Origin of the sequence: Pseudoalteromonas sp. T1lg22, assembly GCF_002964645.1 — a bacterium.
Taxonomy (GTDB): domain Bacteria; phylum Pseudomonadota; class Gammaproteobacteria; order Enterobacterales; family Alteromonadaceae; genus Pseudoalteromonas.
The window spans coordinates 1-17,204 of record NZ_PQBY01000016.1; the positions used below are offsets into that span (position 1 = coordinate 1).

At 46.7% G+C, this 17,204-nt stretch carries 12 protein-coding genes; 8 read left to right on the top strand and 4 right to left on the bottom strand.

Features of this window, described 5'->3' with window-relative positions; all coding sequences use genetic code 11:
• Positions 1-510: 510 nt before the first annotated feature.
• The 3 genes from C2M24_RS09620 to rph are packed head-to-tail and all read right to left on the bottom strand — an operon-like array spanning position 511 to position 2,409.
• Positions 511-966, bottom strand: a complete 456-nt coding sequence (locus C2M24_RS09620; protein WP_105214572.1) for a diacylglycerol kinase — start codon at positions 964-966, stop codon at positions 511-513.
• Between the two features lie 58 nt (positions 967-1,024).
• The gene (gene pyrE, locus C2M24_RS09625) at positions 1,025-1,669 is read right to left on the bottom strand and encodes an orotate phosphoribosyltransferase (protein WP_105187767.1); all 645 of its coding nucleotides are present in this window, start codon (positions 1,667-1,669) and stop codon (positions 1,025-1,027) included.
• A gap of 26 nt (positions 1,670-1,695) precedes the next feature.
• Positions 1,696-2,409 (bottom strand): ribonuclease PH, encoded by a 714-nt coding sequence (gene rph, locus C2M24_RS09630; RefSeq protein WP_105187768.1) that lies wholly within the window; start codon positions 2,407-2,409, stop codon positions 1,696-1,698.
• Between the two features lie 168 nt (positions 2,410-2,577).
• Between rph and C2M24_RS09635 the strand changes: the two genes are divergently transcribed.
• The 8 genes from C2M24_RS09635 to C2M24_RS09670 all read left to right on the top strand — a co-directional run bounded on the left by C2M24_RS09635 (position 2,578) and on the right by C2M24_RS09670 (position 16,024).
• Positions 2,578-3,438: a YicC/YloC family endoribonuclease gene (locus tag C2M24_RS09635; RefSeq protein ID WP_105214574.1), complete on the top strand. Its 861-nt coding sequence runs from the start codon at positions 2,578-2,580 to the stop codon at positions 3,436-3,438.
• Between the two features lie 421 nt (positions 3,439-3,859).
• The gene (locus C2M24_RS09640; protein WP_105214576.1) at positions 3,860-4,468 is read left to right on the top strand and encodes a hypothetical protein; all 609 of its coding nucleotides are present in this window, start codon (positions 3,860-3,862) and stop codon (positions 4,466-4,468) included.
• The gene (locus C2M24_RS09645) at positions 4,465-6,969 is read left to right on the top strand and encodes a hypothetical protein (protein WP_105214578.1); all 2,505 of its coding nucleotides are present in this window, start codon (positions 4,465-4,467) and stop codon (positions 6,967-6,969) included. The genes C2M24_RS09640 and C2M24_RS09645 overlap by 4 nt, the downstream gene beginning before the upstream one ends.
• 752 nt (positions 6,970-7,721) lie before the next feature.
• The gene (locus C2M24_RS09650; protein ID WP_233999534.1) at positions 7,722-8,327 is read left to right on the top strand and encodes a hypothetical protein; all 606 of its coding nucleotides are present in this window, start codon (positions 7,722-7,724) and stop codon (positions 8,325-8,327) included.
• Complete coding sequence (locus C2M24_RS09655) at positions 8,327-10,939, top strand: hypothetical protein (protein ID WP_105214583.1); 2,613 nt, start codon at positions 8,327-8,329, stop codon at positions 10,937-10,939. Before C2M24_RS09650 ends, C2M24_RS09655 begins: the two co-directional genes overlap by 1 nt.
• 472 nt (positions 10,940-11,411) lie before the next feature.
• On the top strand, positions 11,412-12,017 hold the full coding sequence (locus C2M24_RS09660; RefSeq protein WP_105214585.1) for a hypothetical protein: 606 nt from the start codon (positions 11,412-11,414) through the stop codon (positions 12,015-12,017).
• Complete coding sequence (locus C2M24_RS09665) at positions 12,017-14,656, top strand: hypothetical protein (RefSeq protein WP_105214587.1); 2,640 nt, start codon at positions 12,017-12,019, stop codon at positions 14,654-14,656. Before C2M24_RS09660 ends, C2M24_RS09665 begins: the two co-directional genes overlap by 1 nt.
• A gap of 213 nt (positions 14,657-14,869) precedes the next feature.
• Entirely contained in the window at positions 14,870-16,024 is a 1,155-nt protein-coding gene (locus tag C2M24_RS09670) for an MFS transporter (RefSeq protein ID WP_233999535.1), read from the top strand.
• Positions 16,025-16,037: 13 nt separating this feature from the next.
• Here the strand turns inward: C2M24_RS09670 and C2M24_RS09675 are convergent, their stop codons facing one another.
• Positions 16,038-16,928, bottom strand: a complete 891-nt coding sequence (locus tag C2M24_RS09675) for a cation diffusion facilitator family transporter (protein ID WP_105214589.1) — start codon at positions 16,926-16,928, stop codon at positions 16,038-16,040.
• Positions 16,929-17,204 lie beyond the last annotated feature (276 nt).

Sequence of the window (17,204 nt, forward strand, 5' to 3'; positions counted from 1 at the left end):
TTTTTTTGTTCCCACCCATAAAGAGTGAAGAACGGCGCTCATTGAATTCTGATTTTGATTCTTTCGAATCGAATTGACTGTGCTGAATAAATTTCTTTATTCCGTTGGTCACTCAGCTCAATTGAGACTCTAAATTTGTTTGCGTCATCTAGCGAACTAGAATCTGCTGTTAGAACTCAACCTGTACGAGTGCCCACACAGATGATTGCTTCATATTTTTAAAGAACAGTCCGGTTACCCGGTTTCGAGTTGCTTTCGCGTCTCGAGGGCTGTGCATTCTACTCAACCCTGATTTGTTGTCAACACTTAATTTTGAGAAAGTTTCTTTTTTCAAGGAAAGTCTCAAAACTCAGTTTTACTTGACTCCCTGAGCCGCTAGCGCCTCGCTATGCGTTGCTGCCTGCCGTCTCAGTGGGGTCGCATTATAGGGAGATTCGATTTTGACGCAAGCCCTTTTTTAAAGAAAATTGCGAAAAACGGATCGTTTGCGCAAATTACACACAAAAGGCATTAAAAAAGGCCATTAAATATCCTTTTAATGGCCTTTTTCGCTGTTTTAATTGTATCTGTGCTTATGAAACACCCGCTATATATTGATAAAGACTCACGCCCCCACACCAAGGCGGCTATCAGTAGAGATAAGGTCACTGCGGCAGAACCCATATCCTTGGCACGCCCGGATAGCACGTGCATATCGGTAGAAACTCTATCTGTCAGCGCTTCAATCGCCGAATTGATCAACTCGACGATAAGAACCAGTAGCAGCACAACCACTAAAGCCAGCCAATGCATCATGTCGGTTGCAATAATAAAAGACAGGGGCAACAAGAGCAGTGCCAGGGCCAGCTCTTGACGAAAAGCAGCTTCTTCTTTTATTGCCGCGCTTAAACCGAGATAAGTACAACGTAAGGCTTTAAATAATCGTCCTATACCTTGGCCATTGGGTTTATTGGAATTTACTTGCATCGACTACTCATTCCTTTAACCATAAAAAAGCCCCAATGAAGGGGCTCTTTACTCTATATTAGGCAACACCGTACTGGTCACGGTACGCTTTGACCGCTTGCAGGTGCTCGTCCATATCACCTTGCTGTTCCAGATAGGTAATAAGGTCGGCTAACTTAACAATAGAGACAACCTGCGTATTAAAGTCGCGTTCTACTTCTTGAATCGCCGATAACTCAGCCTTGCCTTTTTCCTGACGGTCTAGGGCGATAAGAACGCCTGACAGATCCGCGCCGTTGGCTGCAATGATTTCCATCGACTCACGAATCGCCGTGCCAGCAGTGATCACATCGTCCACCAGCATGACCTTACCTTTAAGCTCTGAGCCTACCAGACTGCCGCCTTCACCGTGGTCTTTCTTTTCTTTACGGTTAAAGCAATAAGGTACGTCTTTATCGTAGTGATCCGCTAAAGCAACCGCCGTGGTAGTAGCAATTGGAATACCTTTATAGGCCGGGCCGAATAATAGATCGTACTCTATGCCTGCATCTTCCAGCGCTGCAGCATAAAAACGACCCAGTTTGGCCAGGTCTTTACCCGTGTTAAATAAGCCGGCGTTGAAAAAGTAAGGACTCGTGCGCCCAGACTTCAAGGTGAACTCACCAAACTTAAGTACCTGTTTGGCTAATGCGAATTCAATAAACTGCTTTTGATATTCTTTCATTACTCTACTCGTCAAGCTGTTAAGGGTTAGGCCAAGGTTTGCTTTTGGATATCGATGATTTCACGAATAGAATGCTTCGCCAGGCTTAGCATTTGCTCAAGCTCATCGAATGAGAAAGGTTCGCCCTCGGCAGTGCCCTGAACTTCAATAATTTTACCAGTTTCGGTCAAAATCACGTTCATATCGGTTTCAGCCGCAGAATCTTCTAAATATTCCAAGTCACTGATCGGCTCACCATTGTAGATACCCACTGAAATAGCAGCGATCATGTGTTTAAGGGGATTGGTATTGATCATGCCCTTGCTGCGCATATAGGTAAGCGCATCGACAAGTGCAACACATGCACCGCTGATTGACGCGGTACGGGTGCCGCCATCGGCTTGAATAACATCGCAATCTATGGTGATAGTGTTTTCACCCAGGGCTTTTAAATCAACCGCCGCACGTAAGGCACGCGCGATCAGGCGTTGAATTTCCATGGTACGTCCACCTTGTTTACCACGCGCCGCTTCACGGTTATTACGAGTATGGGTAGAACGCGGCAACATACCGTATTCTGCGGTAACCCAGCCTTTACCCTGACCCTTCATAAAGCGCGGCACACCCGCTTCAACACTCGCCGTACATAAAACCTTGGTATTACCAAACTCAACCAATACCGAACCTTCGGCATGCATGGTGTATTGGCGAGTAAAGGTCACTGGGCGAATTTGATTAGGTGTTCTTTCACTAGGACGCATTCACTATCCCCTTCAATAAAAAATTTCGTTCATTATATGTGTTCACCCGCGGCTATGCCACGGCACTTTTATGAAAATGGCCATTTTTGCCGGAAAATTCTGCTAGAGCTCACATTTTGTTAAGGTATAATCATAGCGATACTGCTATTCAAAATTAGGAAATCATTCATGATCCACAGCATGACTGCGTATGCTCGCCAAGAAGTGAAAGGCGACTGGGGTACCGGAACTTGGGAAATTCGCTCCGTAAACCAACGTTACTTGGAAACTTTTATTCGCGCCCCTGAGCAATTTCGTGGTTTAGAGCCTGTGATCCGTGAACGCCTGCGAAAGAACCTACAAAGGGGTAAGGTTGAAGTTTTCCTAAAATTTGCCGCTAACCCAGCCCATGTGGGTGAGCTCAACATCAACGAGTCACTGGCCTCACAGCTGGTAAAGAGTGCCCAATGGGTACAGGCACAAAGTAAAGGCGACATTAACCCGGTTGATATCCTGCGCTGGCCCGGTGTGATGGAAGCAGAAGAAATGGATATGGATACGGTGCAAAGCGAATTGCTTGCCGGTTTAGACGGTGCCATTGAAGACTTTAAAGCCGCCCGTGGCAGCGAAGGCGAAAACCTTGAGCAGATGATCAGCACTCGCCTTGACGCTATCCTTGAGCAAGTTGCCATAGTTGAAGCGCATATGCCGGAAGTGATCAAATGGCAGCGTGAAAAGCTATCGCAAAAGCTTGAAGAACTGCAAGCCGAGATCGATGAAAGTCGTCTTGAGCAAGAACTTATCTATCTGGCGCAAAAACAAGATGTCGCCGAAGAGCTCGACCGCCTTAAATCGCATGTAAAAGAAACCCATAAGATCCTGAAAAAAGGCGGTGCCTGTGGCCGACGCTTGGACTTTATGATGCAAGAGTTTAACCGTGAGGCCAATACCCTGGCTTCAAAGTCGATTAATACCGAAGTCACCAATGCCGCCGTTGAATTGAAGGTCTTAATTGAGCAGATGCGTGAGCAAATTCAGAATATTGAATAAGCCCTCCGCTCGAAATTAAACGTTTTAACCGGCCTCGCATCATGCGGGGCTTTTTTATGCCTTACGACTTGGCAACAAGCTGTCTTCCCAAGCGACTTCCTTCACTTATTCATTCATAAAAAAGAAACATATATTAAAGAAAAAGAGGGTTAGAAATTAAAAAAACAAACAAAAAAAAGTAATCATAAAAACATTTAAAAACCTCTATTAAAAACTCAACGACCCATAAAAACTAACATCAATACATTAAGTTATAAATTTTCACGATTTCAAATCCGCAAAAACAACTTAGTACACTTTCAATACAAAATGGTACATATAATAAATTGACCACATCCGCTGATTATTAAATAACTAAAAGCCACCGTGAATATAATAAAAATCTCGGTGAATAATAAAAACCATCAACGGAGAAGGTCTAATGAAAGCTACATCTATGCTTAGGAAGGCTTCGGTTGTGCTGACGGTTGCTGCAGGTTTATCACTTGCTACTTCAGCCAACGCCATGAAGTTAAAGCAACAAAACTTACTAGAACTCACTGCTGCTTCACAAAACATCATTGCCGGCGAAGTAATTAAAGTCACCGATGGCTTTGATAACAAGCATCCTTACACTGAAGTCACCATTAACGTCAGCAGTGATGCAAAAGGCAAATTAAAAGAAGAATCAACCTACACTTTCCGTCAGTTTGGCCTACTGAAGCCGCGTTCTATGGGCAATGGTAAGGTTTATTTGGGTGTCACACCTGACGGCTTCGCTAAATGGAATGAGGGCGAAAACGTCATCGCCTTTATGTACAAGCCAGCCTCTATCACCGGTTTCCAAACTACTGCTGGCATGGCACAAGGTAAGTTTGTTGTCCGCGATGGTAAGGTAATTAACCAATTCGCTAACTCAGGCCTGTTTGAAGGCATGGACACTGCAAGCTTCTCTGACGAAGAGCGCAACATGCTTACTAATCCAGAAGCAGTGAAGATTGATGTGTTTATGAACCTTGTCGGTAAACTTGCGGGAGTACAACAACAATGAAATTCTCTAAACTTGCTGCTGGTATCGCACTAGCTACTCTTTCTGCTGGTGCTTTGGCGGCTGGCCCACTCTATATTCACGATAAAACCATGCAGCCCTACAAGTGGGATACAAGTAAAGGCGCTATCCCTGTTTGGACTGATGGCGGTATGCTGGTTCAAGATAAAGACGGTAAGGATGTTGAGTCGTTTACCGTGCTAAAAAAGGGCACCAAGTACAACCTCAACATCACCCTGCCAGATGGCACTGTGATCCCTAAAAACACCGTACTCGATCGCGACTACACCTTGTTAACGGTTGACCGAGCGAACGAAATCACAGCCCATGCCATTGCCCAGTGGTCAAATGTCGAAACGGCAACGCTAGAAATGGCCGTTGCAGGTACGATTGCGAGCAAAACAGGGATCTCAGATATCACTGCCGCAAACGCAAATGAAGTCTATGGCGCCGAAAATGGCTATGGTTTTTGGGTAATCTATGACACGGATGGCTCGGTTGTAGAAGACGTATTTGGGGTACCAAAACAATCTGTTTTAGGTATGGCATTCCCTGAATGGGCCAACGAAGAAACCGGTGAGATTCTCGAAGCGACAGCAATAATGAATGGCTGGGCAGTGGCTCCTAATGACGATGGCAGCAAAATTGCGGGCGTATTCACGCATGAGTTTGGTCATGCTATCAACCTTTCCCACACCCAGGTAAATGGCCAACTAGCCTATCTAAGTTCAGCGGCAAACAAGCTGTACCCAGGTGTACCCGGCTGTGGTGTGAACCCTATCGCCGGCGGTAATCCAGCGATGATCGAAACCATGTACCCGTACATTGATCACTACAAGGCAGGTGCTGTAAATCAAAGTAGCATCGAACATCCCGATGATGTTGCGGCGATATCAAACCTGTACCCAAGTGCTCACTACGCTAATTCCCGCGGAGCCATAACCGGCGTGTTGCGCCTTAAAGATGGCAGAACTGAGTACAGCGGGATCAATGTGGTTGCACGCAACGTCAACAACCCGCTATTCGATGCGGTGTCAGACATGTCAGGCTCTGCCACACAGGGCAAAGTCGGTCCGGATGGGCGATACACGATTCGAAATCTGACGCCGGGTGAGCAATACGTGTTGTATGTAGAGCCAATCGTTGCCGGTGGCTTCCCAACAACACCTCAGCCTTTGCTTTCAACGGCAGAATATTGGAACGAAAACGAAAGTAGTGATCCCCTGATCGATGAAGTCTGCGACCAAACGGCTATTATCGCCGAAGCAGGTGTTACCAAAGAAGCGGATTTCACTTTCAATGGATACATGAAAGGGGTGCAGGTAACTCCCCTATCCTCAGTGACTTTTAGCGATTTGTCGAAAAATGGCCGTAAGGCAGTTGGCACAGCAGGTCTCAGCGCGGTGATGTGGGATGCCAATAACGGTTTCGAAATTTTACCCAGCCGCTATGTGGGTGCTGAATCATACCTAAGCCGCAACGGTAAACATGTTTTGGTGCAACACGATCAGGATGGCAACGGCATTATGGAGCCCACCGTTTGGTCTGGTAATGAAGCGCGTTCGGTTGGCTATCTAGGACAAAGCCAATGTAACGTCTCTACCAGTTTCGCTGGGGTAAAAATCAGCGCCCTTGGTTCAGCCATGGACGATTCAGGTTCTACTGTTGTCGGTATGGCATACCAAGACTTAAACGGCAATGGCAACTGCCAAGAGTACTTCTCCGGCGAAATGAAACCCTTTATCTGGGATGAAAAAGGCGGTATCCGCGAACTGGATACCAGCGGTGTGAATTGGAACCGAACTTTGTACGCGTTTGCTCACGGCTTATCTGGTAACGGTAAAGTGGCACTCGGTCAGGTGAATTACAATCAGGCCGTTGCCTGGGTTGATGACGGTCCTATGCTCGACCTCACCACCGCGTTCAATGCAAAGCAAGCTAAGGTCTCAAACTTCGACGGCAGCCGCGTTGCGCTGACCAGCAATTACGGTGTTCAATTATGGGATTCACGTAAAGGACTGAGTGAAGATGCGGTAACCAACATCGGCTCGCTGCCATGGTGTGAGGATATTCAATACATCTTCTACTCTTGGAACCTGTGTAAAGAGCTATCACCAGATGAGATCACAGCCTCTTACGGTGCCGTGCCTATGACGGTTAGCGATTTAAGCGATGACGGCAAAGTCGCAATTGGCCGAGCCGGTGGTAGCCGCTTTGGCTATTATGGCGCACTGTGGGTGGAAGGTATTGGCTGGCTTGAGCTAAGCCGCTTCTTGCGTGAGCAAGGTGCAGCGGAACTCGGTAAATTGTCGATGAGTAATCCGATTGCCCTAAGTGGTGACGGTAGCAAAATGCTGGGTGTTGCCGGTGGGATGTCTTGGTATATGGATTTGAGCCAAGTTTATGTATGTGACAATGGTGATTCGATATTAACCGGGTTCCCTGGTGGACTAAGAGAAGCGGTCGCCAATGGTGCTAAAATAGGACGCTGTGGAATGATTTAGTAACTTGTCAGAATCTAACAATGTGCTTTTCTTGTTAGTCTGATATCTCAATTGGGACTCGCTCTGCCGGGTCCCAGTTTTTGTTCAGCGAGTTTGTGCTTACAGATGCAAACAACAACAGAAGCCGCCAAAGTTTTTCAATGATACCCAACGAATCAAGATAGCATCCTAGTCGCTAAAAGTAATTCCCCCTCGCTGTGTTCTGTGTCTGCTGGATCCCCAACAGGACAATTAACACAAACCGCATTTACGGTCCGGGCCAAAAATGCGGATAAACATCTAGTTGTTTACATGGCCCACCAGCCAAAACAAAAAATTAACAACAGTTCATTTATCACCCGAAAAACAATCCCTTCACATTGCAACCCAACAAGCCATTTTAGGTACATTTATACCGACAAAGAATATGAGAATAAAAACAACAAAGATTAAAGAATATCTAACCCATAAAAATGAATAAGCATTCAGGTAATTTAATCAGCTCCAATGTCGTGAAATTTGAATTAAAACTCTAATTTAAAAAGTAAACAAAACTCTTCTGACGCACAAAACAAAACAACAACAGCATTCAAATCAACGACTTATAAAAAATAAAAACAACATCACCATTAATCAGGAAGACTCTAAAAAAACCTCTGATACAAAATTGCACAAATAATCAATTGAATAACAATTCGATTTATAAAACCTTAGAGAGAGCTGAGTGTTAATAGTCAGTAAATAAAAATAAAATCATCAACGGAGAATTTCTAATGAGAGCCAAATCCATGCTCAAGAAGGCTTCAATTGCGCTAACGGTAGCTGCAGGGTTTTCCCTGGCTACCTCAGCCAATGCCATGAAGCTGAAGCAACAAAATCTAGAAGAACTCACTTCCGCTTCACAAAACATCATCGCCGGCGAAGTCATTAAGGTCACCGATGGCTTCGATAACAAACGCCCTTATACCGAGGTCACCATTGCAGTCAACAGTGATGCCAAAGGCAAACTAAAAGACGATTCAACCTACACTTTTCGCCAGTTTGGCTTGCTAAAGCCACGTTCAATGGGCAACGGAAAGGTGTATTTAGGCGTTACACCGGACGGTTTCGCCAAATGGAACGAAGGTGAAAACGTGATTGCCTTTATGTACAAACCAGCCGCTATTACCGGCTTCCAAACGGCCGCCGGCATGGCACAAGGTAAGTTTGTTGTGCGCGATGGCAAAGTCCTAAACCAATTTGCGAACACGGGCTTATTTGACGACATGGATACATCAAAATTTTCTGATGAAGAGCGCAATATGCTCACTAATCCTGGCGCTGTGAAAGTGGATGCCTTTATGAATTTGGTCGGTAAATTAGCGGGAGGACAGCAGTAATGAAATTTTCAAAACTAGCAGCAGGCATCGCTTTAGCCACACTGTCTGCAGGAGCATTCGCCGGCGGCCCTCTTTATATCCACGAAAAAACCATGCAGCCATACAAGTGGAATACCGCAAACGGAACCATCCCTGTATGGACCGACGGTGGCCAACTCATTAAAGACAAAGATGGTAACGATGTTCAAGCCTTCACTATTTTAGAGAAAGGCACTAAGTTCAACGTTGATATCACATTACCCGATGGTGAGGTGTTGCCTAAAAACATCCCCCTAGAACGCGATTACACCTTCCTGACGATTGCTCAAGCTAACGCCGTAACCGCCGATGCCGTTGCCCAGTGGTCGAATGTTGACACATCAACCTTGGACATGGCCGTTGCTGGCACCATTGAAAGTCAAACCGGCATCAGTGACGTTAATGCATCTAATGTAGACCAAATCTATGGGGCGGAAAATGGTTATGGCTTCTGGGTTAACTACGACAGTGATGGCGCAATTCTGGAAGAGTATTTTGGCATCCCTCGTAACCAGGTACTAGGTATTGCCTTCCCTGAGTGGGCCGATGAAGAAACCGGTGAAATCACCGAGGCAACGGCGCTTATGAATGGTTGGTACATAGATATCAAGGACACCGAGGGCAAGATGGTTCAGGGCGTATTTACCCATGAGTTCGGTCACGCGATGAACATGTCTCACTCACAAGCAAACGGCCATTTTACCTATATAGCTTCCCCTTGGAGCCCTCAATACGACGGCGTGCCCGGCTGTAGCACAACTAACCAATACACGGGTCGAGGCCAGGCACCGGCCGATGGCATCGAAACCATGTTCCCCTTTATCAACGTGCGCGGCACAGAAGGCATGGAGCAAGGCACTGTCAATGTACGTGATGATATCGTGAATATTTCCGACCTCTACCCAAGCGCTGATTACAAAACCAAGTACGGCACCATCAAAGGCAAATTGTTTACCAAAGAAGGGGTTGAGTATTCGGGTATGAACATGATCGCCCGTAACCTGGATAACCCCATGTACGACGTGATCACTCAACAAACGGGTAATATGACGCAGGGTCGTATCGGTCCCGATGGCTCATTCACCATCAATGGCTTAACACCCGGTGGTCGTTATGCGTTATACATGGAGCCAATCCGAGCCGGGGGTTACCCAACCACCCCATCCGCGCTTATTTCTGAGTCTGAATTCTGGAATAGCAACGAGAGTTCATCACCGGCAATGGATAATGCCTGTGACATGACTGAAATCGTTGTTGCCGGCGGTGAAACCAAAGAAATCGAAATGCATTTCAATGGTTACAAAAATGGTATCCAATACACGCCATTAGTTTCTGCATTTGTCACAGAGCATTCGAAAAACGGTAAAAAAGCGCTCGGCACCACGTATGGTGGCGTGCCTTTCATGTACGACAGCGTGCAAAACTCTTTTTCTACAATGATCGCTCCGGATGGTTCAGCACTACTTAGCTCAACCACCGCGGCAATGAACAAAACAGCTACAAAAGCGGCTGTTATTGCTGACCTAGATGGTGATGGCATTGGCCAAGGTGCGGTTTGGGATATTCGCTCTAACAAGCTTGCGGAACTGGAAGACCCTTCAAATAACACCTGTACGCTGGGCAGCCAACAAGGTGTGAGCTCTCAGTCAATTTGGGATATAGACGATGAAGGTAAACTTGTTGTCGGTACTTACCGCAAACCAACATCTGGTGGCCAAGAATGTGCGCAAGGTGAAGGGGCTCGCTCATATGCTGTACCAACGGTATGGGACACTACGACTGGCAAAGCAACAGAACTAGCAGGTCTTGAGTATGTGCCTTCGCTTTACGGCTCTCGTATTGATGTACTCGTAAATGGTGAGCGCAGAGAAGTATGGATGCGTGCCGATCGTGTTTCTGGTAATGGTAAAGTAATTACTGGTACAGGCAACAGCCAAGGTTTAGTGGCTTGGGTTGATGACGAACTTCATGACATCAATAGTAAGTTTGGTGCCCGAGATATTGCCGTAATTAGCCAAGATGGTGAAAAAATTGCGTTTAATACTCTCGTTGGTGAAGGCCGCAACCGCAAGTATGACGGAATCAAAGTTTGGAATACCCAAACAGATGAGCTTGAGGCGCTAGGCAGCATGCGTTGGTGTGATGACATTCCTTACATCCAGCGATTCGTTAACTACTGTGAAGCACCGTATAACTTGGATCATGAATACATATCGTCTGTTGTCGGTGTACCAAGCATGATCCCTCTTGATGCAAATGAAGACTTGTCACTCATTACTGCACGTTACAATGGCGGTAGTGCAATTTACATGGACGGTCTTGGTTGGATGACAGCTGCTGAGTTCTTCGGTCGTCAAGGCGTTGTTGAAGCTAAAAACCTGTTAACTGATAACTGGTTTGCTATGAGCGCGAATGGCTCAGAAATGATGGCTAACTTAGCTGGTGCAGCGATCAGTATTGAGATCAATGCCAACAAAGCATTCGTCTGTAAAGACAGCGTAAACCAGGAGCTGAGCTTCCCTAAACAGGTTATGGCCGCAGTAAAAAATGGTGCTGAATTCGGTCGCTGCGAGCACCTAGACGACACCTATTAATCTTTATGTTGTGACCCAAGTAATGGCCCTTAACTGGGCCATTTTTCTATCCCATACAAGGCTTTTAGAACTACTTTTTATCTTGATTGGCTGCATAAAAATACAAAAATAATTATATAAACCCACTTAATCATAACCATTGATTATTAAAACCCTCCCTTCCAAGAATTCCACTAAAAACACAAGATTAAACCAATAAAATCATCAACTTAAAAAACCTAAAAGCAAGATGAAGGTGCAGTGATGGGCAGGCCTAGAAACTAGGGAAAAAATAAACTCAACCAATTGATATTTAAATTAATTAAAACAAAAAACCGAATTACGCCAGAGACAGTTAAAACGAATACACTTGTACAAAAGTGTACATAAATTGCGTTGAATACTTACCCACAATGTTCAATAAATGTTCACCACCGAAACATGTTATTAACAGCTCGATGATTACAACACATTCATCAATGGAGAGTGTCCAATGAAAACAAAATCATTACTTAAAAAGGCTTCGATCGCATTGACTGTCGCTGCAGGTTTGTCACTTGCTACGTCAGCTAATGCAATGAAGCTTAAAAAGCAAAACTTGCAAGAGCTCACCGTGGCTTCGCAAAACATCATCGCTGGCGAGGTTATTAAAGTAACCGATGGCTTTGATAATAAGCGCCCCTACACCGAAGTCACCATTGCGGTAAACAGTGACGCCAAGGGTAAGTTGCAAGACGACTCAACCTACACCTTCCGCCAATTCGGTCTGATCAAGCCGCGCTCTTTGGGCAATGGCAAGGTGTACCTGGGTGTGACTCCTGAGGGCTTTGCAAAATGGCATGAAGGCGAAACCGTCATTGCCTTTATGTACAAACCTGCCTCTATCACCGGCTTCCAAACCACCGCGGGCATGGCTCAAGGTAAGTTTGTGGTTACTAACGGCAAAGCCGTTAATCAGTTCGCTAACAGCGGCCTATTTGAAGATATGGACACATCCAAATTTACCGATGAAGAGCGCAACCTTATTACCACCCCAGGGGCGCTAGATGTAGATACCTTTATGGGCCTAGTTGGTCGACTTGCAGGAGTACAGCAGTAATGAAATTCTCAAAAATTGCAGCAGGCATTGCCCTAGCTACCATCTCGATGGGTTCAATTGCAGGCGGCCCACTTTATGTACATGAAAAAACCATGCAGCCTTATAAGTGGGATACCTCTAAAGGCACTATCCCGGTGTGGACAGATGGCGGTCAACTTATCAAGGATAAAGACGGTAACGACGTAGAAAGCTTTACAGTGCTTGAAAAGGGCTCCACCTTCAACGTAGATATCACCCTACCCGATGGTACGGTGCTGGAGAAAAACGTTCCGCTTGACCGCGATTATACTTTCCTCACAATCGCCCAGGCCAATGCCGTCACCGCCGATGCGGTCGCCCAATGGTCCAACGTTGAAACCTCAACCTTGTCAATGGCCATAGCGGGAACAATTGAGAGCCAAACGGGTATTAGCGATGTAAATGCAAGCAACGTAGATCAGATCTACAGCGCTGAAAATGGCTACGGCTTTTGGGTCAACTATGACACCGATGGCGCCATTTTAGAGAACTACTTTGGTATCCCTCGCGACCAGGTATTGGGTATCGCCTTTCCTGAAATCGCCAACGAAGAAACCGGTGAGATCCTCGAAGCGACGGCACTGATGAATGGCTGGTACATCGATATCAATGACACTGAAGGCAAGATGGTACAAGGGGTATTCACCCATGAGTTTGGTCATGCCATGAACATGTCACACTCTCAAGCAAACGGCCATTTTACTTACGTAGCTAAACCTTGGTTCCCGCTCCATGATGGTGTTGCCGGTTGTGCAGGTACAACGACTTACACTAACCGTGGTCAAGCACCAACCGATAGCATCGAAACCATGTACCCCTTCATTAACGTGCGTGGAGTCGAAGGCCTAGAGCAAGGCACGGTCAATGTGCGTGATGATATCGTCAATATTTCCGACCTCTACCCAACGGCGGATTATAAATCTAAATACGGCACCATTAAGGGTAAGTTATACACCAAAGACGGTGTTGAATACTCGGGTATGAACATGGTTGCGCGTAACCTGGATAACCCGCTTTACGACGTGATCACCCAGCAAAGTGGTAACATGACCCAAGGCCTAGTTGGTCCAGACGGTTCATTCACCATTAGTGGTCTAACCCCGGGCGGTCGTTATGCTCTGTATATGGATCCTATTCTTGCCGGTGGCTACCCAACCACACCAACGAGTATCATCTCAGAGAATGAATACTGGAATGAGAATGAAGGTACGTCTCCAGCGCTAGATCAGGCCTGTGATATGACTGAAATCATTGTGTCTGGCGGTGAAACCAAAGAAGTGGAAATGTACTTCAATGGTTATCACAGCGGGATTCAATACACGCCGCTTATTTCAGCGTTTGTCGTTGATCATTCGAAGAATGGTAAAAGAGCACTGGGCACGACCCTAACGGGTATTCCTTTTATCTATGACAGCGTGCAAAACTCTTTTGAGACTGTGGTCACCCCGGAAGGCTTTGCCCCATTGAAAGCAACCAATGCGGCAATGAACAAAACGGCAACAAAAGCCGCGGTGCTGGCCGATATGGATGGCAATGGCATCGCTCAAGGTGCGATTTGGGACCTGCGCTCGAATCAGTTAACCGCATTAGAAGATCCGAGCAACAACACCTGTGCGTTAGGCGGCCAAACAAGCGTAAGTTCTCATGCTATTTGGGACATGGATGACACAGGTCACATTGTAGTGGGCAACTCCCGTAAACCGAATGCCGGCGGCAATGAGTGTGCCCCAGGCGCGGCTTCTCAGTCTTACGGCGTGCCAACCATTTGGGATACCAAAACGGGTAAAGCGACCCTGTTGACCGATGGCTTAGAGTTTATCCCTAGCAGATGGGGCAATAGTTATGAGGTACTGATCAACGGTGAGCGCACAGAAGCCTGGGTTCGCGCCGACAGAGTGTCTGGCAATGGTAAAACCATTACCGGTTCGGGTAACAACAACAACTCACAATTGGCTTGGGTCGATGGCAAATTACGCGATTTGTTTAAAGACTTTGGCGCCCTCAATGCCTCGGTTATTTCTCAAGATGGTGAGCGCATCGCCTTTGGTTCACAACGTGGCTTTGGTCGCAGAGCCTTCGGTCAGGGTGTGAAAGTATGGCATGCCGGTACCGACGAAATTACCGAACTAGGTGGCCTGCGTTGGTGTGACGATGTACCTTTTGTTAACTTCGGTATGAACATGTGTGCAGCGCCATTCAACCTAACCCATGAAGACATTGCCGCAAATTCAGGCCTGCCTCTGATGATGGTGATGGACGCAAACGACGATTTATCACTTATCACAGGCCGTACCCTAATCGGTGGTATGCCAGCAGGTTCAACCATCTACCTAGAAGGTATTGGCTGGATGACGGGTGAAGAGTTCTTCGCTAAGCAAGGTGTGATTGAAGCTAAGAACCTGATGACCAACGGTATCTTTGGTGTCAGCGCCAATGGCTCAGAAATGATGGCCGGTCTGGTTGGAGCTTCTACGCCAATAACCATTGAGATTGACGCCAACAAAGCCTTTGTTTGCCAAGATGGCGTAAACCAAGAACTAAGCTTCCCGAAACAAGTTATAGAAGCGGTGAAAGGCGGTGCCGAGTTTGGTCGCTGTGAACACCTAGACGACAAATATTAATCTCTGTGTTGTGACTCCTAAGCAATGGCCCTTAACTGGGCCATTTTTCTATTTATAATCCCCAATCCCCTGTGCCAATTCACTGGGCCACTGCAGCATCAATTTTCATTATCGACACGGACAAAAATGCTTGTTTTACATTTGTGGACAGCTTGCGCATAGTCGCCGGTCGCTTAATCGACCACATATCATTACTTTTAGGACTCCCGTACCGTGCATCTCGAATCTCAAGCTGGCACTCCTCGTATCTTTGCGCCGATTTTGGCACTGACTTTATACGCTATCGCCGCCGGTTATTTAATGAGTTTATTGCCTCTTTCATTGGCGCAATTTGCGTTCGATGATGCCTTGGCAAGCTGGCTTGCCAGTAGTTTTTATATTGGTCTTCTGGCGGGCACTTTGGGCATAGAGCCGGTGCTTAAACGTCTGGGATTTCGCCCTACTTACCTGATTTGTCTGGCCCTTTTCACTCTGACCGCAGTCGCCCTGCCCCTTTATCCTCAGGCCTGGTTTTGGCTTGCGCTGAGGCTGTTGGCCGGCTTTGCCGTGGCAGGAATTTTTGTGGTGGTGGAATCCTGGTTAATGGCCGGCGAGCCAAGTACCAGGGCTAAACGTCTTAGCCTGTATATGGTGGCCTTGTATGGCGGCACGGCTTTTGGTCAGTTGGGAATAAACCTATTCGGCACCTCGGGATTAGCGCCTTTTATCAGCATTACCCTGGTGATGGTGGCTGCATTTTTGGTTATGGTCTTGTTGCCTAATCACGCACCAAACCATCATCACAGCGCCCGCCTGGAGCTAAAACAGATATTAAAACTCAATCACAGCGCCCTGTTTGGCTGCCTGATCTCAGGTTTGGCTCTAAGTGCCATCTATGGCCTTATGCCTTTGGCCTTGGCGGCACGTGGCATCACCGAGCAAGATATAGGAAGCCTGATGGCGTTGGTGATCTTAGGTGGTATGGCGGTACAACCGCTGATCACCCAGTTTAATAAGTACATGACTCGAAGCATGTTAATGGTGGCATTTACCCTGCTTGGAGTGCTGGCGCTGGCCCTGTCTCTCACCTCAGATAGTTTAAAGGTGCTGGCGCTAGCGGTTTTATTACTGGGTGCGGCCACCTTTGCCCTGTACCCCATAGCTATCGACTTGGGCTGTCAGCAACTGGAAGAACGCTATATGATAAGCGCCGCCCAGGTTATGCTGCTGAGCTACTCTGTCGGCTCTGTGCTTGGGCCCTTATTCGCCGAGCCCTTTATGGCCCACCAACACGGCCTATTTACCTATTTGTTTATCACTTTGGCCTTTAGCGCTATTTATATTCTGCTCGCCAGTTTGCGCAGCGAAAAAGCCATCTCCAGCGAATAAGAGCTCAGGGTTCTTATTCGCCTTTATGATCCCGACATTGCTCCTCGGGATATTCAAATTCCAAGGTGGTATGAGCCAGCTCGAAGTCACCAAGCAGCTGCGCTAAGCGCTGCTTTAAATCCATCACCTCGGCAGCATCAAGGTGCTCACGCAAACATAAATGGGCGGTCAGCACATGGTGCTCACCATCCAAAGACCAATAATGCACATGATGAGCTGTGCTGATCTCTTGCGGCTCCACTAAGAGCGCCGCCAACTGGCGTTGAGTTTGCTGATCCGGCGTTCCCTGCAAAAATAACCTCAAGGTTTGACGCAAGTTACGCACCACATTAACAAGAATAAAAAGGGTAAAGAGTATGGACAAGATAGGGTCGAGTATCGGCCAGTCCACAAACATCAGTACTATGGCCACCAGCAACACGGCCACCCAACCAAGCACATCTTCCAGCAGATGCCAGTTCAGCACTTTCTCATTTAGGGATTTGCCCTTACTCAGTTTGAGCGCCGCGTAACCATTAACAGCTATGCCGAGCACCGCAAGCAATAGCATGCCTTCGGTCATGGGCATAACCGGGTCAAAAAGCCGCGGCACCGACAACACCAAGACCCAGGTCGAGCCAACCACAAGTACCACAGAATTCAATAACGCCCCAAGCAGACTTAAACGCCGGTAGCCATAGGTAAAGCGGGCATTGGCATGCTTATTACTGAGTTTATTCAACACCCAGGCACTGCCGATGGCCAGGCTATCCCCTAAATCATGCACGGCATCGGCCATAATGGCGGTACTGTTGGTAAGCCAGCCACCTATAAACTCAATAATGGTAAATGTCAGGTTTAAAAAGAAGGCCCAACCAATGCGTTCAGAAGCAATATCGTGCGAATGATTATGGTTATGTGGCATTATAACATTCCAATAAAATCAGGTACTTTATTCACCTAAATTAGGTAATACAGACTTGTAAATCAATAGGGAACGCGTAATAATCTGCCCTGTTAATTAATTTAAGTGAAACACCATAACCAAGCACATGCTTGATTAAGGAGATTCGGTGAGTATTTCTCGGCTACTTTGCATTGCATTAATGTTACTGATTGCTACGCAGTCAGCGTTTGCTAATGCCACCAGCACGCCGCCTCACCAAATTGACAGCACACACTTACAAGCATCGCATTCCCA